Annotated in this window: 23 protein-coding genes; 20 read left to right on the top strand and 3 right to left on the bottom strand. The window is 41.4% G+C overall.

The annotated features are described in order from the left end of the window. Nucleotides 1-257 precede the first annotated feature (257 nt). Entirely contained in the window at nucleotides 258-791 is a 534-nt protein-coding gene (gene yfcE, locus GT508_RS13150) for a phosphodiesterase (RefSeq protein ID WP_055180477.1), read from the bottom strand. A 185-nt stretch (nucleotides 792-976) separates the two neighbouring features. On the opposite strand from yfcE, the gene pepT reads away from it, so the two are divergent. From pepT to GT508_RS13125, 5 genes are all read left to right on the top strand, one after another. Next, complete coding sequence (gene pepT / locus GT508_RS13145; RefSeq protein WP_161144425.1) at nucleotides 977-2,194, top strand: peptidase T; 1,218 nt, start codon at nucleotides 977-979, stop codon at nucleotides 2,192-2,194. A 129-nt stretch (nucleotides 2,195-2,323) separates the two neighbouring features. Continuing rightward, nucleotides 2,324-3,643 (top strand): M18 family aminopeptidase, encoded by a 1,320-nt coding sequence (locus tag GT508_RS13140; RefSeq protein WP_161144424.1) that lies wholly within the window; start codon nucleotides 2,324-2,326, stop codon nucleotides 3,641-3,643. 30 nt (nucleotides 3,644-3,673) lie between these two features. Then, nucleotides 3,674-4,366 (top strand): GntR family transcriptional regulator, encoded by a 693-nt coding sequence (locus tag GT508_RS13135; RefSeq protein WP_161144423.1) that lies wholly within the window; start codon nucleotides 3,674-3,676, stop codon nucleotides 4,364-4,366. A 310-nt stretch (nucleotides 4,367-4,676) separates the two neighbouring features. Then, on the top strand, nucleotides 4,677-4,895 hold the full coding sequence (locus tag GT508_RS13130) for a hypothetical protein (RefSeq protein WP_055284367.1): 219 nt from the start codon (nucleotides 4,677-4,679) through the stop codon (nucleotides 4,893-4,895). Nucleotides 4,896-5,003: 108 nt separating this feature from the next. Further along, nucleotides 5,004-5,852: a YitT family protein gene (locus tag GT508_RS13125; RefSeq protein WP_028087605.1), complete on the top strand. Its 849-nt coding sequence runs from the start codon at nucleotides 5,004-5,006 to the stop codon at nucleotides 5,850-5,852. Between the two features lie 105 nt (nucleotides 5,853-5,957). On the opposite strand, the gene GT508_RS13120 is transcribed toward GT508_RS13125, so the two are convergent. After that, the gene (locus GT508_RS13120) at nucleotides 5,958-7,175 is read right to left on the bottom strand and encodes an aminotransferase class I/II-fold pyridoxal phosphate-dependent enzyme (RefSeq protein ID WP_161144422.1); all 1,218 of its coding nucleotides are present in this window, start codon (nucleotides 7,173-7,175) and stop codon (nucleotides 5,958-5,960) included. A gap of 206 nt (nucleotides 7,176-7,381) precedes the next feature. On the opposite strand from GT508_RS13120, the gene GT508_RS13115 reads away from it, so the two are divergent. The 6 genes from GT508_RS13115 to GT508_RS13095 all read left to right on the top strand — a co-directional run bounded on the left by GT508_RS13115 (nucleotide 7,382) and on the right by GT508_RS13095 (nucleotide 13,352). After that, a complete protein-coding gene (locus tag GT508_RS13115) occupies nucleotides 7,382-8,323 on the top strand; it encodes a LysR family transcriptional regulator (protein WP_117597939.1) in 942 nt (313 codons plus the stop codon). A gap of 151 nt (nucleotides 8,324-8,474) precedes the next feature. Then, a complete protein-coding gene (locus tag GT508_RS14470) occupies nucleotides 8,475-8,636 on the top strand; it encodes a hypothetical protein (protein ID WP_171029252.1) in 162 nt (53 codons plus the stop codon). 1 nt (nucleotide 8,637) lies between these two features. Further along, a complete protein-coding gene (locus GT508_RS13110; RefSeq protein WP_117597940.1) occupies nucleotides 8,638-9,285 on the top strand; it encodes an HAD family hydrolase in 648 nt (215 codons plus the stop codon). Between the two features lie 162 nt (nucleotides 9,286-9,447). After that, nucleotides 9,448-10,557: an ROK family transcriptional regulator gene (locus tag GT508_RS13105; protein ID WP_161144421.1), complete on the top strand. Its 1,110-nt coding sequence runs from the start codon at nucleotides 9,448-9,450 to the stop codon at nucleotides 10,555-10,557. A gap of 349 nt (nucleotides 10,558-10,906) precedes the next feature. Then, a complete protein-coding gene (locus tag GT508_RS13100) occupies nucleotides 10,907-11,932 on the top strand; it encodes a zinc-dependent alcohol dehydrogenase (RefSeq protein WP_055303105.1) in 1,026 nt (341 codons plus the stop codon). Nucleotides 11,933-11,987: 55 nt separating this feature from the next. Then, nucleotides 11,988-13,352: an MFS transporter gene (locus GT508_RS13095; protein ID WP_117597942.1), complete on the top strand. Its 1,365-nt coding sequence runs from the start codon at nucleotides 11,988-11,990 to the stop codon at nucleotides 13,350-13,352. A 260-nt stretch (nucleotides 13,353-13,612) separates the two neighbouring features. Here the strand turns inward: GT508_RS13095 and GT508_RS13090 are convergent, their stop codons facing one another. Then, nucleotides 13,613-14,473, bottom strand: coding sequence for a class I SAM-dependent methyltransferase (locus GT508_RS13090; RefSeq protein WP_161144420.1), 861 nt, complete (start codon nucleotides 14,471-14,473; stop codon nucleotides 13,613-13,615). 331 nt (nucleotides 14,474-14,804) lie between these two features. Between GT508_RS13090 and GT508_RS13085 the strand changes: the two genes are divergently transcribed. The 9 genes from GT508_RS13085 to GT508_RS13045 form a co-directional block, all read left to right on the top strand. Beyond that, nucleotides 14,805-15,710: a substrate-binding domain-containing protein gene (locus GT508_RS13085; protein WP_161144419.1), complete on the top strand. Its 906-nt coding sequence runs from the start codon at nucleotides 14,805-14,807 to the stop codon at nucleotides 15,708-15,710. A 1-nt stretch (nucleotide 15,711) separates the two neighbouring features. Beyond that, on the top strand, nucleotides 15,712-16,587 hold the full coding sequence (gene pstC, locus GT508_RS13080) for a phosphate ABC transporter permease subunit PstC (RefSeq protein WP_161144418.1): 876 nt from the start codon (nucleotides 15,712-15,714) through the stop codon (nucleotides 16,585-16,587). Beyond that, nucleotides 16,580-17,443: a phosphate ABC transporter permease PstA gene (gene pstA, locus GT508_RS13075; protein ID WP_055284373.1), complete on the top strand. Its 864-nt coding sequence runs from the start codon at nucleotides 16,580-16,582 to the stop codon at nucleotides 17,441-17,443. The genes pstC and pstA overlap by 8 nt, the downstream gene beginning before the upstream one ends. Nucleotides 17,444-17,487: 44 nt before the next feature. Continuing rightward, a complete protein-coding gene (gene pstB / locus GT508_RS13070; protein WP_055284374.1) occupies nucleotides 17,488-18,237 on the top strand; it encodes a phosphate ABC transporter ATP-binding protein PstB in 750 nt (249 codons plus the stop codon). A 3-nt stretch (nucleotides 18,238-18,240) separates the two neighbouring features. Then, on the top strand, nucleotides 18,241-18,894 hold the full coding sequence (phoU, locus tag GT508_RS13065) for a phosphate signaling complex protein PhoU (protein WP_161144417.1): 654 nt from the start codon (nucleotides 18,241-18,243) through the stop codon (nucleotides 18,892-18,894). A 16-nt stretch (nucleotides 18,895-18,910) separates the two neighbouring features. Continuing rightward, entirely contained in the window at nucleotides 18,911-19,585 is a 675-nt protein-coding gene (locus GT508_RS13060) for a response regulator (protein WP_161144416.1), read from the top strand. Nucleotides 19,586-19,601: 16 nt separating this feature from the next. Next, complete coding sequence (locus tag GT508_RS13055; protein ID WP_161144426.1) at nucleotides 19,602-20,912, top strand: sensor histidine kinase; 1,311 nt, start codon at nucleotides 19,602-19,604, stop codon at nucleotides 20,910-20,912. A gap of 103 nt (nucleotides 20,913-21,015) precedes the next feature. Continuing rightward, nucleotides 21,016-22,014 (top strand): glycosyltransferase family 2 protein, encoded by a 999-nt coding sequence (locus GT508_RS13050; protein ID WP_117597946.1) that lies wholly within the window; start codon nucleotides 21,016-21,018, stop codon nucleotides 22,012-22,014. Next, nucleotides 22,001-23,177 (top strand): YfhO family protein (locus tag GT508_RS13045; RefSeq protein ID WP_161144415.1); only part of this gene is annotated, 1,177 nt, incomplete at its 3' end. The genes GT508_RS13050 and GT508_RS13045, both read left to right, overlap by 14 nt.

Raw genomic sequence — 23,177 nt, 5'->3', positions numbered from 1 at the left:
CCACATTCACCAGAACCACTTTATACTGTTTTCTTCAAGTCGTGACTGGCAGCGGATGTTAAGAAATGAAATACCCGGAACTATAACCTGGTGTAGTCCACTACGGTACACAATCTTGTCAAAAGCCTTGAAAATCCGCTAATGACAGCTGATTACTGTAACCTTCCGCTGTCACAACCGTTACGCAATTGCCATTTCATTCTTAAGGCATTTGATGCCTACTTTTTATGCAGGTCCGGGTAGTCATGCCTTCTAAATTAAATCCCAACGATATTTCCTTCCAGATCCTTCCAGGTGAATTCGCCGCCCTCGCAGATCATATATCCGTGAGCAGAACCTTCCTTAGGAATTGATACAGAACCTGGATTCATATAGATAAAATCCCCCATATCTTCATTTGCAGGAATGTGTGTATGACCATTCAGAAGAATATCTCCTTTTTTCAACATCGGAGGATTCTTTGGATTGTGATGATGTCCGTGAGAAGCGAAGATGGTGCGCCCGTCAATTTCAAGGAAGCAGTAGTCGGCAAGAATCGGGAATTCCAGTACCATCTGGTCTACTTCCGTGTCACAGTTACCGCGGACACAGAGCAGTTCCTGCTTCATTGGATTCAGCATGGCAATAACTTCCTTTGGATTGTAATCCTTTGGCAGGTCATTACGCGGACCGTGATAAAGGATGTCTCCGAGAAGAAGAAGACGGTCAGCACCTTCACGTTTGTAAGCGTCAAGCATTTTACGGCAGTAGTAAGCAGAGCCGTGGATATCGGATGCAATCATTAATTTCATATGTATATACCTCACTTTGATATTATATAAGTATCTGTTGTCAGAGCACCTAAAAGAATTTTAACATAAATTCCGGGAAAAATATAACAAAATTAAGAACATTAAATTGTCGACATTCGCCAATATACATTTATAAAAGAATGATTTACAATAAAGTTAAGAAATGCAGAAAGCGAGGAAGTAAGATGAAAGCTTACGAAAGATTTTTAAAGTATGTGTCTGTATGGACGACAAGTGATGAGACGAGCGAGACGGTTCCATCGGCAGACAGGGAACTGGTACTTGCAGAGTTACTGGTGGAAGAGATGAAAGAACTGGGAATTGAAGATGCAAGAGTGGATGAGAAAGGATATGTATACGGATCTGTTCCTGCAACACCGGGATGTGAAAATGCACCTGCACTGGGACTGATCGCGCATATGGATACAGCACCGGATGCGCCAGGAGACAATATTCATCCGCAGATCATCGAGAATTACGATGGCAAAGACGTAGTACTTGGAACAAGCGGAAAGACGATCAAAGTAGAAGAATTTCCATATCTGGCAGATTTGAAAGGACGGACATTGATCACGACAGACGGAACAACACTTCTGGGCGCGGATGACAAAGCCGGAATTGCAGAAGTGCTGACTGTCGTAGATGAGATTTTGAAAGAAGGACTTCCACATGGAAAGATCTGTATCGGATTCACACCGGATGAAGAGATTGCAAGGGGAGCAAAGCATTTCGATGTAGAAGGATTCGGAGCAGATTACGGATATACTTTAGATGGAAGCGCCGAAGGTGAGATCCAGTATGAGAACTTCAATGCATCTACAGCATTTATCACGATCCATGGTGTCAGTGTACATACAGGAACTGCAAAAGATGTACTGGTGAATTCGCAGACGATCGGAACAGAATTCCACCAGATGCTGCCGGTATCAGAAAGACCGGAGACAACGGAAGGGTACGAAGGATTCTATCACCTGGTAAGCTTTCATGGAAATGTTACAGAGACAAAGATGAAGTACTTTATCCGTGACTTTGATACAGAAGGATTCCATGCAAGAGCAGCAAAAATGCAGGAGATCACAGACAGTCTGAATGAAAAGTATGGAGCAGGAACGGTTGAAATTGAGATCGTAGAATCCTATTACAATATGCGTGAGAAGATCGAACCATGCATGCAGCTCATTGAATATGCAAAGAAGGCCGCAGAAAATACGGATATCGTTCCAGATGTTGCGCCAATCCGCGGGGGAACGGATGGTGCAAGATTAAGCTTCAAAGGACTTCCTTGTCCGAATCTTGGAACAGGCGGATATGCATTCCACGGGGTATATGAGCACATTACATTAGAAGGAATGGATAAAGCTGTTGTGATGGTAAAAGATATCGTTGGTATGTTTGCAAAATAAACAGGGATTTCTTTGGCGGTTGGTGCTTGTTTGTAATGACGATCTGCTGTATTATGGGGAAGTACAGTAAAGAACCGTTTACATTTGTCAGACAGGAACGGAACAAAACGGAAGATGAAGAGGAATATAATGGAAACAAATATCATATCAGAACTGACAACATTTATAGAACATGCACCGACAGCATTTCATGCGGTTGCAGAATTAAAAGAGATCCTGAAGCAGGAAGGATTCGAAGAATTAAAAGAGTCAGAAAAGTGGAAGATCAAACCTGGGAAAAGATACTATGTAACAAGAAATAATTCCAGTATCATTGCAGTAAAAGCCGGAAAAGAACTGGACAACTACAGTTTCCATGTGACAGCATCACACAGTGATTCGCCGGCATTTAAACTGAAAGAGAATGCGGAGATTGAGGTCGCAAAGAAATATACGGTACTGAATACCGAAGGTTACGGCGGTATGATCTGCCAGACATGGTTCGACAGACCATTGTCACTGGCCGGAAGAGTTATGGTTAAGAATGGGGAAAGAATCGAAACCAGACTTGTGAAAGTGGACAGAGATCTTCTGATGATTCCGAGTCTTGCAATTCATATGGACCGGAAAGTGAATGAAGGAAGAGCTGTTAATAAACAGATTGATATGTTACCGATATTATCGGGAAGCGTGAAAGAACAAGGAGAGGTAAGATCCTTAGTTGCAGAAGAATTGGGATTAAAAGATACGGATATCTATGGCATGGATCTGTTCTTGTATAACCGTATGGGAGCGGTCAGATGGGGAAGCAACCGTGAATTTATCGGGTGTCCGAGACTGGATGATCTGCAGTGTGCATTTACATCCATGAAAGGATTCCTGGCAGCGGAAAATGAACAGAATATCAATGTCTATGCCTGTTTTGATAACGAAGAAGTGGGTTCGGGAACAAAACAGGGAGCTGCATCTACATTTCTTTATGATGTATTGTGGCGGATGAACAAAGCACTTGGAAAGAACGAAGAGGAATTCCACTGTGCAGTAGCAGGAAGCTTTATGCTGAGCTGTGACAATGCCCATGCGGTACACCCGAATTACAGGCAGAAGACGGATGCGACAAACTGCGTCTATATGAATGACGGCATTGTGATCAAATCACATGCCGGACAGAAATATACGAGTGATGCGGTCAGTGTGGCAGTATTCAGGATGATCTGCGAAAAAGCAGGCGTACCATTACAGTATTTTGCTAATCGTTCGGATGAAGCAGGGGGAAGTACATTGGGGAATATTGCGATGACGCAGGTGTCCATGAATACAGTGGATATTGGATTGCCGCAGCTTGCCATGCACTCGGCCTATGAGACGGCCGGTGTAAAGGACACGGAGTATATGGTGAAAGCGGTAGAGACATTTTATGCATCGCATATCCAGGCTGATTCGGATGGAAATTATCAGATTAACCAGTAGTTAGAAAAATAAGACAGGATAACAGAAGTTATGACAGAATTAGGATACAAGACATTACGTGAAAGTATTGTAGATATTATAAGAAAACGGATCATTAACAGGGAATTGCAGCCGGGGCAGAAGATTGTCGAACAGGAACTCGCAAAGGAATTCAAGACTAGCCGTGCGCCGATCAGAGAGGCACTGCGCGAACTGGAGAACGAAGGTCTGGTAGAATATGTAAGAAATGCCGGATGTTCCGTGAAAGAGATCACATTCGAAGAATCATTTGAAATCTATCTTATGCGTGCGAATTATGAGATTATGGCAGTGCGTCTTCTGGGAGGAAAGATACCGGAAGAAACCCTGCAGGAGATGGAAGAAATCCTGGAACGCATGAAGAATCTGGATGTGGACGAATATGATCAGCTGTTTTCATATGATAATAAGTTCCACAGCTGTCTGATCAGAATGACCGGAATGAAAAGTCTGTATAAGGCATGGAAAAGTCTGAATTATGGGAATATCGTAACGGGGTATAATCTGGCATCGGACAAAAAAGCAGTAATCACACGACAATATCCGATACATAAAGAACTGCTGGAAGCATGCAAGAGCAGGAAGAAAGAAGAAATCTGCAGGGTATTGTCGGATCATTATATGAGTACGATCCACAGACTTTTAAAAGAACAGGGAATGACGGAAGCAGACACGAAGTTTTCACTGGACTTTCTGATTTCATAAAGAAGTCGTAGAGGGATCTTGGAGAGCATGATTCCGGGAAAATGAATGATGGATGAAAAAGAGAAATGTTGGTGTAATGACACAGGCATTTCTTTTTTCGTCATGTGTTGTAAGAAGATGCCTGTAACGATCTTTTTAGTATGCAGCAGGTTTTGAAATGACAGATGTTGTGCATAAAATACAAAAAGAGATATAAAATACAAATAATATGTTGAAAAACATACAAAAATATGATATATTACATTCAATCATTGACGATTGTCGACAAAAGATATTAAAGCTTGCAGAACGTCCACAGGGAGATATGAATATGTTCAAAAAAGTAGGACTTGGATTTCTGTTTGTCGGACTGGCATTTGGTGTGATGGCATTATGTGAAATTACCCGTGGAGTCGGAGCAGATGCTTCGGTAAAAGCAAGTGTACTCTGGCCGGTATTCATCGGAATTTGTGCGATCATGCTGATATTTACCGTGTTGTTATTTGCTGCAAACCAGAAGCTGAATAGTCTGGTTGAGGGAGAAGAGTAGAAAAATATATCATCTGAAGCAGTCATAGGAAGGAAAGATGTACTCCTCTTTGCACAAAAAAAGAGGAGTACATCTTTGTGCAGAAATATTGAATTAAGGAAGAATGAAATGAAGATAACAAAAAAAGAATTTATTATGATGCTGGGCGGCATGTTCTTAATGTCGGCAGCTGTATATTATGAAATGATGCCAAATAATCTGGTGCTTGGAAGTCTGTCAGGACTGGTTCTTGTTCTGGTAAAGATTATTCCGTTACCGGTATCGACAATTACATTTGTCTTAAATATGATACTGTTGGTCATAGGGTATATTTTTATCGGCAGGGAATTCGGTGTGAAGACCGTTCTTGCATCACTTATGCTTCCGATGTATCTGAGGATTTTTGAGATACTGACTCCGCATGTGGAATCCTTGTCCGGGAATATCGTGATCGATCTGGTATGCTTCATGATCGTGGTTGGTGCAGGACAGGCCGTCTTATTTAACATGAATGCATCCAGCGGGGGAATTGATATTGTTGCGAAGTTGATCAATAAGTATCTTGGATTTAAAATAGGACAGAGTATTACGATCATAGGTGTGCTCATATCGATGGCAGCAATCTTTGTATATGATCGGGAGACAATGGTAATAAGTCTTGTTGGTACGTTGATCTACGGTCAGGTATTAGACCGGTTCTGTGATGGATTCCATGTGCGTAAGAAAGTATCCATTCTTTCAAAGGAGCATGAAAAAATTCAGAATTATATTGTGAAGGAATTACGCAGAGGTGCGACGATTTATCCGGCATATGGAGGCCTGGATCATGCAGAGCATGTAGAAGTTGTAACGATATTAGAAAAGAATGAATATGGAAAATTATTATCTTTCATCCACGAAACAGATGAACATGCATTTGTGACCGTCAGTACCGTAAATGAAGTAGTCGGAGCCTGGAATACAGTGAAAAGCAGATAAAAATACATTCCCGGATAACTGAAACATCGACGAAAAAAGAGAGATTGGATTTTTACCGGGAATGTATTTTATCTATGTACTATTTAAGGATGGCTGCTGCTCATATTATTTCTGCTTATATCCGTCAAGGAATGTTCCCATCCGGCGAATCGCATCACTTAAGATATCTGCCTGCGGAAGCATGACAATACGGAAGTGATCCGGATCTTTCCAGTCGAATCCACTGCCCGGAACGAGCAGGATATTGGTGGCATCCAGCAGATCATGAGCAAATTGCTTGTCATTGGTGATGTTGAATTTCTTCACGTCCAGTTTCGGGAAGACATAGAATGCAGCGTCATTTTTTACAAATGACAGACCGTTGATCTTCTCAAGTTCACGAACGGTCGCTTCACGCTGCTCATAGATTCTGCCGCCCGGCCGTACCATAGAAGCAGGTGTATCCATATCATCAAGAGCTGCAGGGATGACGATCTGTGCCATGGTATTGGCGCACAGACGCAGAGATGTTAACTGGATGATGCCCTGTCTGTAATCTTCGGTCAGTTCTCTTGGACCGCTGATGACCATCCATCCGCAGCGGTATCCGCACAGACAGTGTGATTTGGACAGACCGTTTAATGTAATGACCGGAACATCCTCTGTCAGTGAAGCAAGAGAGATGTGCTGTTTGCCATCCATAACGAGACGGTCATAGATTTCATCTGCAAAGATCAGAAGGCCGAATTCTCTTGCAATCTGGATGATCTCGAGAAGGATTTCCTTCGGATAGAGAACACCGGTCGGGTTGTTCGGATTGATGATAACGATTGCTTTTGTCTTATCTGTAATCTTGGAACGGATATCCTGAATGTCCGGATACCAGTTGGCCTGTTCATCACAGGTATAGAAGACCGGTTTACCGTCTTCGAGATATACGGAATTGCCCCAAAGGGAGTAACTAGGAGAAGGAACTAAGACCTCATCTCCATCATTTAACAAAGGTGTTAAGGCGAAAGATACCACTTCGCTGACACCGTTACCGATGAATACATCATCTGATGTGATACCTTTGATACCTTTACTGGTCTCATAATCACAGATTGCCTGTCTTGCCTGAGGCATTCCTTTGAAGTCACAGTAGCCGACACCGTCCTGCATGTGTTCCAGCAGAGCGTTTTTGATGCTGTCAGGCAGACCAAAGCCAAAGGTTGCAGGATTCCCGGTATTTAATTTTAAGATATCGATTCCCTGTTTCTGGCGATTCATGGCTTCTACAAATAATGGACCACGGATATCAGAGTGTACTGGTTTCATGCGCCCGGCGCGTACGATTGGCTTCATAATTTTATTCCCCGCTTTTTATTATTTTATCTTTATTCCAATAAACCCCAAATTCATATTGGAATAATTGTTTCATTAATATAATGATACGTTCGTGTGGACAGAGAATCCAATACTTATAGTGTTATAACAATTATAAGAGTCTGACTATAGCTGTCATGTGAAAAGAGGAAACAGATGATAGCAGGATATGGGAGGTTACGTGTATGTTTGTATGGAAAAAATATGTTTATGAAGTGTATAAAGAAAGAAGTTTTACCAAAGCGGCACAGAATCTGTACATCAGTCAGCCGTCTTTGAGTGCAAGGATCAAAAAGATTGAAGAGATTATCGGGGAACCGTTATTTGACAGAAGTACAACACCGCTTCAGCTTACAGAGGTCGGAAAAGTATATATTGAGGCAGCGGAGGAGATCACCCAGATCGAACAGCGGGTAGAGAATTACATCAATGACCTGGCGGGTCTGAAGACGGGGAATCTTGCAGTAGGAGCAAGTACGCTGTTTGCCGCATATGTGGTACCGTCTCTGATCACCCAATTTAATCAGAAATTTCCGGATGTACATATTCAGCTGATAGAGGGGAATACAGCCGAACTGGAAGAAATGCTGGGCAGTAATGCGCTGGATTTTGTCATTGATAATTATCACTATGACAGTATTCTATATAATAAAGAATTATATTGCGAAGAAAATATATTACTTGCGGTTCCGAAACATTTTGCCGTAAATGAAGAACTGGGAATGTATCAGCTTTCTTATAAGAATATCAAAAATAAAAATTATCTGAACCAGAAATATCCGGCAGTTCCGTTAGGGAGATTTGCGGATCTTCCGTTTATTATGCTGACACAGGGAAATGATACCAGAACCAGAGGAGACAGGCTGTGCCGAAACGTCGGATTTAAGCCCAATATCGTGCTGGAATTCAATCAGCAGTCGACAGCATATATGGCCTCGTCTACGCAGCTTGGAGCAACATTCATCAGTGATATCCTGGTAAGCCAGCTCCCGACATTTGAAAACCTGGTGTATTACAAATTAGACGGAGAAGAAGCGAAGAGAAAAGTCTTCTTTTACTACAAAACACACAAGTACAAAACACGTGTGATGGAGGAATTTATCAGAATGATGCATGAACAAATCTGAAAAAAATGATAATATGCAAAAATTAATTAAAATGTAACATAATTTCAGAGAATAGTAAAAAAATTATGCTATAATCATAATATATACATTAGGATAAATCGATTATCGGAAAGTAAATTTCCTGCAAGATAATAAAAAGGGGGCTTTTGATATGACAGAGAATTTGATCAAAGATGTAAAGAAAATCCAACAGGCACTTATTAATAAAGAATCTGTCGGGGACGAGTTTGAAGAGAAGATGGAAGCCATACATAAATTAGAAGAAGTTGCAGATTATCTGAAGGATGCACTTGGAAGAGGCATTGAGTTCTAAAATGGATATAAAAGCATTTATATTTGATATGGATGGTCTGTTATTTGATTCTGAAAGAATTGTACAGCGCTCCTGGAAGATGGCAGGTGATGAACTGGGAATCCTACATATGGGGGATGTCATCTATCACACACTTGGAATGAACCGCACAGGCAGGAATGAATATTTCAGAAAATATATCCGGGAAGACTTTCCATTTGAAGAATTTGGAAGACTGACACGGGATAACTTCTGGAAAATTGTGGATAAAGAAGGTCTTCCACTGAAAAAAGGTGTAAAAGAACTGCTGGCATATGGAAAAGCACAAGGATATAAGATGGCGGTAGCGACATCTTCCAGCAGAGAGTATGCTATGGGGAATCTTATCCGGGCCGGGATAGATCCCTATTTTGACAGTGTGATCTGTGGAGATATGGTTAAGAAAGCAAAGCCGGATCCGGAGATATATCAGAAAGCAAGTGAAAGTCTTGGAATACCGCCGGAATATTGCATGGCGTTTGAGGATGCTCCGGGAGGAATCCTGTCAGCACATCAGGCAGGAATGAAGGTGATCATGGTGCCGGATCTTGTACAGCCGACGGAGGAGATACGGAAACTTACGTACCGGGTCTGCGATTCGTTGGCAGATGTAATAGGAATATTAAATTGAGCCATTGGGATGGAGAAAAAAGAGTGGTATCTGTCCCGGTGGCTTGTTTTATATCTTTGTGCCTTGGGAAAAAGTTTTTTAGAAGCAACATATTTATTCTTTACAGAATAGCAAAAAAGGACTAAGATACTTTTGTAAAATAATTTATAAAAGAGGTCTGATATGGCAGGGCGAAATGAAAAAAAGAATATTACAAAATCTAAAATTGTAAACTATATCATCAATAATAAAATTATATCAAAGGCAGAACTGGCGCAGAATCTGAGCTTAAGTATGCCGACGGTGCTTTCTAATGTAAACGAACTGATCGACCGGAAGATGGTCATCGAGATAGGAGAATATGAATCTACCGGCGGTCGTAAAGCAAAACGGATAGGGATTAATCCGGCATATAAATATGCAGTCGGTGTAGTGATCACAGCAAATCATCTGGGAATCGTATTGCTGAACATGCAGTATGAAATAGAAAAAACAATCTGGATGCGGTTAAAATTTTCAACAGAAACATCTTATTGCTTAAAAGTAGCTGAAATGGTGGAGGACTTCCTGAAGGATGTAGAAGACCGGGAAAAGATATTAGGAATCGGAATTTCGATTCCCGGTATTATTGATCAGGCGAATAGAATGGTTGTGAAATCTCATGCACTGCAATTGGAGAATTTCAGTCTGAGCTTTCTGGAACAGGTATTTTCTTATCCGGTGTATTTTGCAAATGATGCAAATGCTGCGATGATGGCAGAAGATATGCATGAATATCAGGATGCTGTGTATCTTTCGCTCAACAATACATTAGGCGGCGCATTCTGTATTAATGGAAAACTGGTGGCTGGTCAGAATCAGAAAGCAGGAGAATTCGGACATATGATTCTGGTGCCGGGAGGAAAGAAATGTTATTGCGGAAAAGCCGGGTGTGCAGATGCCTATTGCGCAGCCAGTGCATTGACTGATGAAGAGCAGGAAATGACGTTGGAACAATTTATGGAAAAAGTGGAGCAGAAAAATACAAAGACTGTGGAAAAATGGAATCAGTATCTGGATAATCTGGCTATTTTGATTTCCAATCTGCGAATGGCGTATGACACAGATATCATACTTGGAGGAGAAGTCGGGGGGTATTTATCAGAGTATATGATACCACTGGGGGAAAAAGTGATGGCATATAATGGTTTTGAACATGATGTACGTTACTTAAAAAATTGCTCCTATAAAAGAGAGGCATCAGCTGTCGGAGCGGCAAAACATTTCCTCTCTGAATATATACAGCATTTATAAATTTGATATGTTGTAGGAAAAAGAATAAGAATGAAAAACTGAGGTGAAATTCAAGGCTCGTAATGATTACGGACTTTGAATATTTACCTCTTTTTTTTATTGTCAGATGTTCGGAAGAAGCTGCAATTGGCAGGTTTTATAGATATCTAAGTATGCAAGAGAAGTTGCCAGTGGCAAATTCTATGTATATCCAGTTGGTAAATATGCATAAAAAAGTTGATCAAACTTGTGCAACAAGTAGAAATAGGCATTCATATATTGACAAAATAGAGTGGTTGTACAATAATGTAATTACTTTAATAAAACATTTAATAAAAGATAAGATAAAAGAATGAAGGAGAAAAACAATATGTTACAGCAGGTAATGACAAAACCAGGAGAGATTATTTTCAGAGAGGTACCAGTTCCGGAGGTAAAAGATGATCAGGTATTGGTAAAGATTATGAATATCGGCATTTGTGGTTCTGATATTCATGTATATCACGGTAAGCATCCATTTACCTCATATCCGGTAACACAGGGACATGAAGTATCCGGTGAAGTTGTAAAACTTGGGAAAGATGTGACAGTATTTCACGAAGGTCAGAAAGTAACAATTGAGCCACAGGTTTATTGCGGAGAATGTTATCCATGCAGACACGGAAAATACAATTTGTGTGAAGAATTAAAAGTTATGGGATTCCAGACAACCGGAACAGCATCAGAATATTTTGCAGTAGATGCATCGAAAGTAACACCAATTCCGGAAGAAATGTCATATGAAGAAGGTGCAATGATCGAGCCACTGGCTGTTGCAGTTCACGGAGTAAAGCAGGTTGGTGATGTGAAAGGAATGAACATTGCCGTGCTTGGTGCCGGTCCGATTGGTAATCTTGTGGCACAGGTAGCAAAGGGAATGGGAGCAGCAAAAGTTATGATCACGGATGTCAGTGATCTCCGTCTGGATAAGGCGAAAGAATGTGGCATTGATGTCTGTGTGAATACAAAAGAAAAAGATTTCGGTGAAGCAATGTTGGAAACATTCGGACCAGACAAAGCCGATGTGATTTATGATTGTGCAGGAAATAACATCACAATGGGACAGGCAATCAAGTATGCAAGAAAAGGAAGCATTATTGTATTGGTTGCAGTGTTTGCAGGAATGGCAGAGATTGATCTTGCAGTGGCTAATGATCACGAACTGGATATCAAGAGCACAATGATGTACCGGCACGATGACTATGTTGACGGAATCAGACTTGTAAATGAAGAAAAGGTTCATTTAAGACCACTGATCTCAAAAACATTTGCATTTCAGGAGTATCTGAAAGCTTATCAGTATATCGATGATAACCGAGAAACAACGATGAAAGTAATCATTAATGTACAGGAATAAAGATTAGATCAGGAGAGAACAGAAGTTTTGTCAGAAACTCTGATAAGGAGGAACCATGGGAAACGAGGGTAAGAATGGAAAAGTGCCATTGATCAGTAAAATTGCATATGGATTTGGTGATGTCGGATGCAATTTCAGTTGGATGTTTGTAAGTAATTTTTTAATGATATTTTATACAGATGTGTTTGGAATCAGTATGGCGGCTGTTTCAGCATTGATGTTATTTTCAAGATTCTGGGATGCGATTAATGATCCGATTGTCGGAGGGTTGACGGATAAGACAAAAACAAGATGGGGACGTTACCGTCCATGGCTGCTTGTTGCAGCACCCATTACGGCAGTGCTTTTAATGTTGACATTCTGGGCACATCCGGACTGGCCAGATACGGCAAAGATTATCTATATGATTATTACATATTGCCTGCTTGTACTGGGATACACATGTGTAAATATTCCGTATGGAACACTTTGCGGTGCGATGACACAGGACATTGATGAACGGGCAAAAATTAATACTTCGCGTTCGGTTGCGGCTATGATTGCAATCGGGATTATCAACATTATTACAGTACCTTTGCTTGGAAAGCTGGGAAGCCAGAGTGCGAAGAACGGATATTTATTTGTAGCAATTATCTATGGATGTATATTTGCGGCATGCCATTTCTTCTGCTTTGCGAAGACGAAGGAGCAGGTGACAATTCCGGAAAAGGAAAAAATATCAATTAAAGTACAGTTAAAAGCCGTGATGCAGAACAGACCGTATATACTTGCATTAATCGGACAGGTTTTATTTGGATTTACATTATATGGAAGAAATGCTGACATTTTATATTATTTTACATATGTAGAAGGAAATGCATCTTATTATACTACTTATTCTATGTGCATTATTATTCCATCCATTATCGGTGCCGCATGTTTTCAACCAGTATTCCGAAAACTTAACAATAAAGGAAGGACAGCTTCGATATTTGCCTTTTTAACAGGTATTTCAATGCTGGCAATGTATTTCTTTAATGTAAAAGATTCAGCAGTTGTATTCTATATTTTGGCAGGTGTTACACAGTTCTTTTTTTCAGGATTTAATACAGCAATCTATGCGATCATTCCGGACTGTGTGGAATACGGAGAATGGAAAACCGGACTTCGGAATGATGGATTTCAATATGCATTCGTTTCTCTTGGAAATAAGATTGGAATGGCAATCGGTACAGCGATGCTTGCGGCATTACTTGGAAAATATGGATACGTGGCAAATCAGGCACAAAATGATACGGTTATCAGTATTATGAAATATGCATTTACAACCATTCCGGGGATTCTGTGGATTGTAACAGCTGTTGTATTATTTTTCTACCGGTTAAATAAAAAACGGTATAATGAAATTGTGGAGGATCTGAAGAATGGGAAAAGAGGTTGATATTGTTGCGTTAGGCGAACTTCTGATTGATTTTACAGAAGCTGGGGATAGAACGTGGCCGTGAAGAAGGAAGAATCGAAGGTATTAGAGCAATTATACATTTGGCAGAACTTGTTGTTTAATGAGTAGAGCATGCGAAAACGTAACTGAATAAAAATATAGAAGCACTTTCTGTGCATATGAGTTACTTCATGATTGAATCAGCACAGAAAGCGCTTCTATATTTTTATTCAGGACCGGGAAAGTCAGTTCCTATTGCGTTAAACCGCTTCCCATCTTCCAGAAGCTCCGCAAGGCAGCACCAGTCCGGAATGCGTAACAGGAAGTCCGATCTCCTGTGAATCCACATGTCCGTTCCATTTCTTGAGCTCCGTTCCAAGCATATAAGTCAGAACGGCCGGTGCAAGTCCTGTTGTATAGGAGTTGACCAGAAAGAATAATGGGTCATCCGACAGAATCTGTGTACATAACTTGATCAGCGGATGAATTGCATCCTCGATCTTCCAGATCTCACCTTTAGGTCCACGTCCGTATGACGGAGGGTCCATGATGATGGCATCATACTGATTGCCACGGCGGATCTCACGCTCTACGAATTTTACACAGTCATCGACCAGCCAGCGGATCGGTCTGTCAGATAATCCGGAAGAGGCTGCATTTTCCTTTGCCCATGCAACCATTCCTTTAGAAGCATCTACATGTGTAACACTTGCTCCGGCAGCAGCGGCTGCGAGAGTAGCACCACCTGTGTAAGCAAAGAGATTCAGTACTTTGATCGGTCTTCCTGCATTTCTGATCTTCTCAGAGAACCAGTCCCAGTTCGTTGCCTGTTCCGGGAAAAGACCGGTGTGCTTGAAGCTGAAAGGCTTCAGATTAAATGTCAGTTCTTTATAATGAATCTGCCACTGTTCCGGGAGACTGAAGAATTCCCATTCCCCTCCGCCTTTCTTGCTGCGGTGATAGTGGCCGTTCATATGTTTCCATCCACGCTCGGTTTTCGGGGTATCCCAGATAACCTGCGGGTCCGGACGGACCAGCGTGTACTGTCCCCAGCGCTCTAATTTCTCACCTTTACTACAATCTATTACTTCATAATCTTTCCATTGATCTGCAATCCACATAGAATTATATCCTCTTTCTTCTCAAATAATAAGTTTTCATATGTTTGTATTCATTGTGTTCGAATCTGTAGAACATATTACTGTCAGCTTTTTGTATAAAGGTTAATATAGAATATAATTTTTGAAAAAGCTGATCAGGAAAAGTCCTGCAGAGGAATTATAGCATGAAAAATTAAGAAATTCAATTTTACATTTCCTACATACACTTTACACACATTTAACAATTCGCAGATTTTGGATTTAACATACGTCTTATAAGATAGCTATTGTCGAAAGCGACAAAGAAAAAAATCAGAATAAAAAAAGATGAGAATCTAAGGAGAGTATGATTATGAAAATGAAAAAGTTTATCGCAGTTTTATCCGTAGCAACAATGGCAGCAGGACTTGCAGTTGGATGTGGAAGTTCAGATAGTGGTTCTTCTGATGATAAGAGCAGCAAAGGTGACTGGGATTCTTCCAATGATATAACAATCGTTTCCAGAGAAGATGGTTCAGGAACAAGAGGAGCATTCATCGAACTTTTCGGGATTGAAGAAAAGAAAGACGGTGAAAAAGTTGATATGACAACAGATGATGCACAGATCACAAACAGCACATCCGTAATGCTTACAACAGTAGCCGGAGATGATTATGCAATCGGTTATGTATCACTCGGATCATTAAATGATACAGTAAAAGCTTTAAAGATTGATGGAGAAGAAGCTACAGAGCAGAACATCAAAGATGGAAAATATAAAATCTGCAGACCATTTAACATTGCAACAAAGAAAGGTGCAGATAATGAAGTGGCAAAAGACTTTATCGCTTATATCATGAGCAAAGAAGGACAGCAGGTGATTTCAGACAACGGATATATCGGAGACGATTCAGCAGAAGCTTATGCGGGAAGCAAGCCATCCGGAAAAGCAGTTGTCGGCGGATCCTCTTCCGTATCACCGGTTATGGAAAAATTGATCGAGGCATATAAGAAAGTCAATACAGGAGCAGAGATTGAGCTTCAGACTACAGACTCTACAACAGGTATGACATCAGCAATCGACGGAAGTTATGATATCGGAATGGCATCACGTGAATTACAGGATGAAGAAAAAGATAAACTGGACAGCCAGGTAATTGCTACAGACGGTATTGCAGTTATTGTAAATAAAAACAATACAACAGATGAACTCAGTAGTGATCAGGTAAAGACAATTTACACTGGTGATGCAACCACATGGGATGAGGTAGTGAAATAATATGAAATCAAAAGCATGGACAGAGAAATTCATGCAGGGAGTGTTTGCAGTTGCCGCCTGTGCTTCAGTACTGGCGGTTGCACTCATTTGTATTTTCTTGTTTGCAAATGGAATTCCTGCAATGAGTAAAATCGGATTCGGGGAATTCCTGACCGGTGAATTATGGAAACCAAAGAATGACATATACGGAATCTTTCCGATGATCATTGGAAGTCTGTATGTAACGGCCGGCGCAATTATCATCGGTGTACCGATTGGAATCCTGACAGCAGTATTCATGGCATTCTACTGTCCGAAAGTAATCTATAAACCACTGAAGATGGCAACAGAACTTCTGGCAGGAATCCCATCCGTTGTCTATGGATTTTTCGGTCTTGTAGTTCTCGTACCGTGGGTAAGAGAAATCGGAAGAACACTTCATCAGGGTGGAAACGGAAGCAGTATGATCACAGCATCCATTCTTCTGGGAATGATGATCTTACCAACGATCATCGGACTTACGGAATCTGCGCTTAGAGCAGTTCCTACACAGTACTATGAAGGTGCGGTAGCACTTGGCGGAACACATGAAAAAGCAATCTTTACTGTTGTTTTACCGGCAGCCAAATCCGGAGTAGTGGCAGCTATTGTTCTTGGAATCGGGCGTGCGATCGGAGAGACGATGGCAGTGATCATGGTGGCTGGTAATCAGCCGAGAATGCCGGAAGGAATCTTCAGAGGAGTCAGAACACTGACAGCAAATATCGTAATTGAGATGGGATATGCATCCGGACTTCACAGAGAAGCACTGATTGCAACCGGCGTAGTTCTCTTCGTATTTATCCTTCTTCTGAACTTCTGTGTAGCACTTTTGAAGAGGGGGAAGAATTATGAGTAGTAATGAAGTAACATGGAAAGATAAGTTAAAAGCATATACCAGAACTCCTGGATCACTGATCGTAATGCTTCTTGTCATGCTTTCTGCAATTATGACATTTGCAGTACTTATATTTCTGATCGTATATGTGCTGGCGCATGGTGTTCCGTATTTGAAACCATCCATTTTCTCACTTCATTATACATCGGAAAATGCCTCGCTGATGCCGGCATTGATCAACACAGTGATCATGACCTTGTTATCACTTCTGATCGCAGTTCCATTTGGGATCTTTGCAGCGATCTTCCTTGTGGAATATGCAAAACGTGGTAATAAATTTGTAGAAGTGATTAGACTTACAACAGAGACGCTTCAGGGAATTCCATCTATCGTATATGGACTGTTTGGTATGCTGTTCTTTGTAAATACCTGTAAATGGGGATTTTCGATTCTGGCAGGAGCGTTTACTCTTGCAATCATGGTATTACCGCTGATCATGAGAAGTACAGAAGAAGCATTGAAATCCGTACCGGATTCTTACAGAGAAGGAAGTTTCGGGCTGGGAGCAGGAAAATTACGTACAGTATTTCGGATCGTACTTCCATCGGCGATACCGGGAATCCTTGCAGGTGTGATCCTGGCGATCGGACGAATCGTCGGAGAGACAGCAGCACTGATCTATACAGCGGGTACTGTTGCAAAGGTGCCGAAGAATGTATTGAGTTCAGGAAGAACCCTGGCAGTACATATGTATAATCTGTCAAGTGAAGGTCTTTATATGAATCAGGCTTATGCGACGGCTGTAGTACTGCTGGTGCTGGTAGTTGTGATCAATACCCTGTCGGGCATGATCGCCAAACGGATTACAAAAGCATAGTAGCTGTACAGAGATAAATCAGAAAAAACAGGAAGGAATCATACATGAGTAAAATAAGTATCAAGAACATGGAACTTCATTACGGTGATTTCCATGCTCTGAAAAATGTGAATCTTGAGATAGAAGCGAATAAGATCACAGCATTCATCGGCCCATCCGGATGCGGAAAGTCTACATTATTAAAATCAATCAACCGTATGAATGATCTGGTAGAGGGATGTAAGATTGACGGAGAGATTCTTCTGGATGGCAAGGATATTTTCCGTGATATCGATGTGAATTTATTAAGAAAGAGAGTTGGAATGGTGTTCCAGAAACCGAATCCGTTTCCAATGAGTATCTATGATAATATTGCTTATGGACCAAGAACCCATGGAATACGTTCAAAAGCAAAATTGGATGATCTGGTAGAAAAATCTTTAAGAGATGCGGCAATCTGGAATGAATGCAAGGACAGATTAAAGACCAGCGCACTTGGAATGTCAGGCGGCCAGCAGCAGAGACTTTGTATTGCAAGAGCACTGGCGGTGCAGCCGGAAGTGCTCCTTATGGATGAACCGACATCGGCACTGGATCCTATCTCGACATCTAAGATAGAAGACCTTGCGATGGAATTGAAAAAAGATTATACTATCGTTATGGTAACACATAATATGCAGCAGGCGGTACGTGTGTCTGATAATACGGCATTCTTCCTGTTGGGAGAAGTCATTGAATATAATGAAACAGAAAAATTATTTTCGATTCCGGCAGATAAGAGAACGGAAGATTATATCACAGGGAGGTTTGGCTAGGATATGCGTAATCGGTTTGATCAGCAGCTGGAGTTACTTAATGAGCAGCTTATACGTATGGGTGAATTATGTGAAGTTGCAATCGGAAAAGCAACAACAGCATTAAAAGAAGGAAGTATGGAACAGGCACAGAAGGTGATCGAGGCAGATGAAGAGATCGATCAGGCAGAGACAGATATTGAAAGACTTTGTTTGAAACTGCTTCTCCAGCAGCAGCCTGTGGCAAGAGATTTAAGACAGATTTCAGCGGCATTGAAAATGATCACAGATATGGAACGTATTGGCGATCAGGCTTCGGATATTGCAGAGATCATCATTACAGAGGAGAAGTCGGAAGCACAGGACATTCCAAAGATCATCAAAATGTCAGAAGCGGCCGGAAAGATGGTGCGTGACAGCGTCAATGCATATGTGGAAAAAGACCTTGAACTTTCCAGAAAAGTTATAAAAGATGATGATGTTGTGGATGAACTTTTTGAAGAAGTGAAGACAACACTGATCGACTTTATTGCGGAAAATAAAGGAGAGCAGGGGGGAGAGGCGATTGATCTGATCATGGTTGCAAAATATCTGGAACGTATCGCAGACCATGCAACAAATATCGCAGAGTGGGTGGAATTCTCTATCACAGGAATCCACAAGGCTTCTGTAGTATAAAGAAGGAGAAAGAGGAATGATTTTTTGTGTAGAAGATGACAGTAACATACGGGAACTGGTGGTGTATACCCTGGAGAGCACAGGGTTTCAGGCGCGCGGATTCGAAGATGGAAGTTCATTCCTTGAAGCTCTGGCATTAGAGACGCCAGAGCTTGTTTTGCTTGATATTATGCTGCCGGGAGAAGACGGAATGGAGCTTTTAAGAAAGTTAAAAGCATCTAAGAAAACGAGAGAGATTCCGGTCATCATGGTTACAGCCAAGGGAGCAGAATACGATAAGGTAAAAGGATTGGATGCCGGTGCGGATGATTATGTTACAAAACCATTTGGCATGATGGAGTTGATCTCACGTATCAAGGCTGTATTAAGACGCAGCGCAAATGGAAACATATCCAGTGAGGATACATTTGAGATCGGAGAGATTCGGCTGAATCCGAAGAAGCATGAAGTGACCGTTCACGGAGAAGTGGTGAACCTGACACTAAAAGAGTATGAATTATTGAAACGCCTGATGAAGAATTCGAATATTGTCCTTACCAGAGACCAGCTTCTGGAAGATATCTGGGGATATGATTTCGATGGGGAGACGAGAACCGTGGATGTGCATGTCAGAACTTTAAGACAGAAGCTTGGAGATGCAGGCGAACAGATTGAGACGGTCCGCGGAGTCGGATACCGTATGAGCAGGTAATAATATGAAACAAAGTATGAGAAAAAAGATCCAAAGCAGCATGATTCTTGTCATTACCCTGACGATGCTCATAGCTTATGCGATCACCACGCTGGTTGTATACCGCCAGACGATCCATATCATGGAAGGAGAGGTAAGACAGGAAGCGGACTATATTAACGTAGCACTCGACACTTCCGGGGAGTCTTATCTGAAGACGATGGATAACGTGCATGCGGACACAAGAATTACCCTGATCGATCCGGATGGTAAGGTGAAATATGACTCAAAAGAAGATGATGTAACCCTTCAGAATCACAAGAACCGGCCGGAAGTAAAAGCTGCGCTGAAAAACGGAAGTGGTCAGGATATCCGTGAATCGAATACATTGAATAAAGAGATGTTCTATTATGCAGTGAAATTGGAAAATGGAGATATCCTGCGAGTATCAAAGACGGTAGATACTGCATTACGGACAGCAATGAAGGTATTCCCGGCGATGGGGTTGATCACACTGATCATGCTGGCTTTTGCAGGAATCCTTGTAAAATGGCAGATAACGAGACTGATCCGCCCGATCAACAGACTGGATCTTGAGAATCCATTGGAGAATGACGTGTACGAAGAATTAACACCTCTTTTACAGAGTATCGACAAGCAGAATAAAGAAAAAGATGCAGTTGCCAATATGAGAAAAGAATTCTCGGCAAATGTATCTCACGAGCTGAAGACACCGCTTACGTCAATTTCAGGTTACGCAGAAATCATGAAAAGCGGACTGGTAAAGCCGGAAGATATGAAAGGTTTTGCGGAAAGAATCTATAATGAAGCAAGACGTCTGATCACTTTGGTAGAAGATATCATCAAGTTATCAAAACTGGATGAGGGCAATGTGCAGCTGGAAAAAGAAGAAGTAGATCTCTATAAGCTGACGAGGGAGATTCTGACCAGACTTTCACCACAGGCAGCGAAGCGGAAAGTGCATGTAGAGGTGACGGGAGAACCGGTAGAGTATGTGGGTATCCGTCAGATCCTGGATGAGATGATTTACAATATCTGTGAAAATGCGATCAAGTATAACAAAGAAGGCGGAAAATTAATCGTCTGGGTAGGCAATACCCTGCAGGGAAAGAAGGTCTGCGTTACGGATACCGGAATCGGAATCCCGGAGAATGAGACGGACCGTATCTTTGAACGTTTTTATCGTGTAGACAAAAGCCATTCTAAAGAAACAGGTGGAACAGGTCTTGGACTGTCTATCGTAAAGCATGGAGCAATGCTTCATGGGGCGAAGATCCATGTGGACAGTAAACTGGGCGAAGGTACGAAGATAGAACTTATATTTTAAAAAATAACAGAAGTTTTTAAGAAATCTTAAGAATTATTTGCGTATGTCTTTAAGAAACGAAGCCTACAATAGCATCAAGAAAAAGATGAGGAGGCTTATTGTTATGGACAAGATCAGTATTATCATCCCGTGCTTCAATGAAGAAGAAGCATTGCCAATTTATTATGCAGAAATGAAAAAAGTCATGGACAGCATGAAAAAACATACCAGTTTTGAACTGCTATTTGTAGATGACGGGTCATCCGATAGAACATATGAGATTATGAAAGACTTACACAGAAAGGACGGAAGATGTCAGTATCTTTCCTTTTCCAGAAACTTTGGGAAAGAAGCTGCGATCTATGCGGGACTTCAAAACGCAAGCGGTGATTATGCAGCAATCATGGATGTAGATCTGCAGGATCCGCCGTCGCTGCTGCCTGATATGTACAGAATTTTAAAAGAAGAAGCATATGACAGCGTGGCAACCAGACGTTCAACAAGAATGGGTGAACCAAAGATCCGTTCATTCTTATCTAAAGAGTTTTACAACGTGATCAATAAGATTTCCAAGACAGAGATTGTAAGCGGTGCCAGAGATTACCGCCTGATGAACCGTAAGATGATAGATGCAGTGCTGGAAATGAGTGAATATAACCGCTTTTCCAAAGGAATCTTCGGGTGGGTAGGATTCCGCACCAAATGGCTGGAATATGAGAATATCGAAAGATCTGCCGGAGAAACAAAATGGAATGTAAAGAAATTATTCATTTACTCGTTGGAGGGAATCACGGGATTTTCTGTAGTTCCGCTGTCGATTGCAGCGTATATGGGAGTTTTGTTCTGCGGATTATCATTTCTGATGATTGTTGCGATCGTAGTCCGTACATTAATCTGGGGAGATCCGGTGGCCGGATGGCCATCGATGGTTTGTATCTTGTTTGGCGTGGGTGGTGTACAGCTTCTGTGTACCGGAATTCTGGGACAGTATCTTGCCAAGACATACCTGGAAGTAAAGAACCGGCCTGTATACCTGTTAAAGGATTCCAGTAAAGAAGAACAGCGGATCATGATGATGCCATTATCACAAAATCTGCGGAGGAAGAGTTATGGACAAGGTTAAGAGATACATTCCTTACCTGCTGCTTACAGGCTTAACACTCTTTTTTTGCCGGATATTTGTGGGCAGATATGGAATCTTTGGAGCAAAGGTAGACTGGCTCAGTCAGCATAGTGTGCTGCCGGATTATTTCCGGCAGCAGTTTTATGCAACCGGAAAGTTATTTCCCGAATTTGCGGCGAATCTGGGCGGCGGCCAGAATATTTATCATTTTGCTTATTACGGACTATATAGTCCGTTGATTCTGCCGTCATATCTGCTTCCGTTTGTGAAAATGTCGGATTATATCATGGCGGTCAGCATAACAGGTCTGACCGCTTCGGTACTGCTGTTTTATTACTGGCTGAAAAGCAGAAAGACGGATGCAGGCACTGCTTTTATCCTGTCACTGATGTTCCTGCTGGCAGGACCGATGATCGGTCAGTACAGCGGGCAGATCATGTTTGTGGATTATATGCCGTTCTTATGTCTGGCACTCATAGGTGTAGACCGGTATTTTGAGCAAGAAAAAAGTGGTCTTTTTACAGTTAGTGTATTTCTGATGATCATGACCAGTTTTTATTTCAGTATTGGCGGAATGCTGTCATTGGTTCTTTATGGACTGCACCGCTATTTTGAACAAAGAGAAGAAAACAGGGTCACAGTTCGCAGCTTTTTGCGGGACGGATTGTGTTTCGTGCGTTCGATGATTCTGGCAGTACTCATGAGTGGTTTCTTTCTGGTACCGACGGCACTCGCATTGACGGGTGGGAGAAGTAAAGAGCAGAACACATCGTTTGCTTCCTTTTTTATTCCGCAGATCACAGTAGAACGATTTGCTTATAGTATCTATGGAATCGGACTTACGACACTGGTGATCACAGTTCTGCTCACGGGATTGTTGTATCGGAAAGTATATGAAAAGGTACTCACATATGGATGTGTGATCGTACTTGTGATTCCGGTATTTGCTTACTTATTGAATGGCGGACTATATATCAGGGATAAAGTCTTTATTCCGATTCCGCCATTGCTTTGTTATCTGATTTCCATTTATCTGGAAAAGTGCAGAAAAAGAGAACTGTCTTTTATTGCAGGAATGATTCCATATATCATCACAACGATATTCGTTTATATGGCAAGAAATCAGTTTGTTTCAAAAGGCATAGGGGAAAGTATATGGAAAG

Origin of the sequence: Dorea sp. BIOML-A1 (assembly GCF_009875615.1) — a bacterium.
GTDB classification, from domain to species: Bacteria; Bacillota; Clostridia; order Lachnospirales; family Lachnospiraceae; genus Dorea_A; species Dorea_A amylophila.
This window is presented reverse-complemented; position numbering and strand designations above follow the sequence as displayed.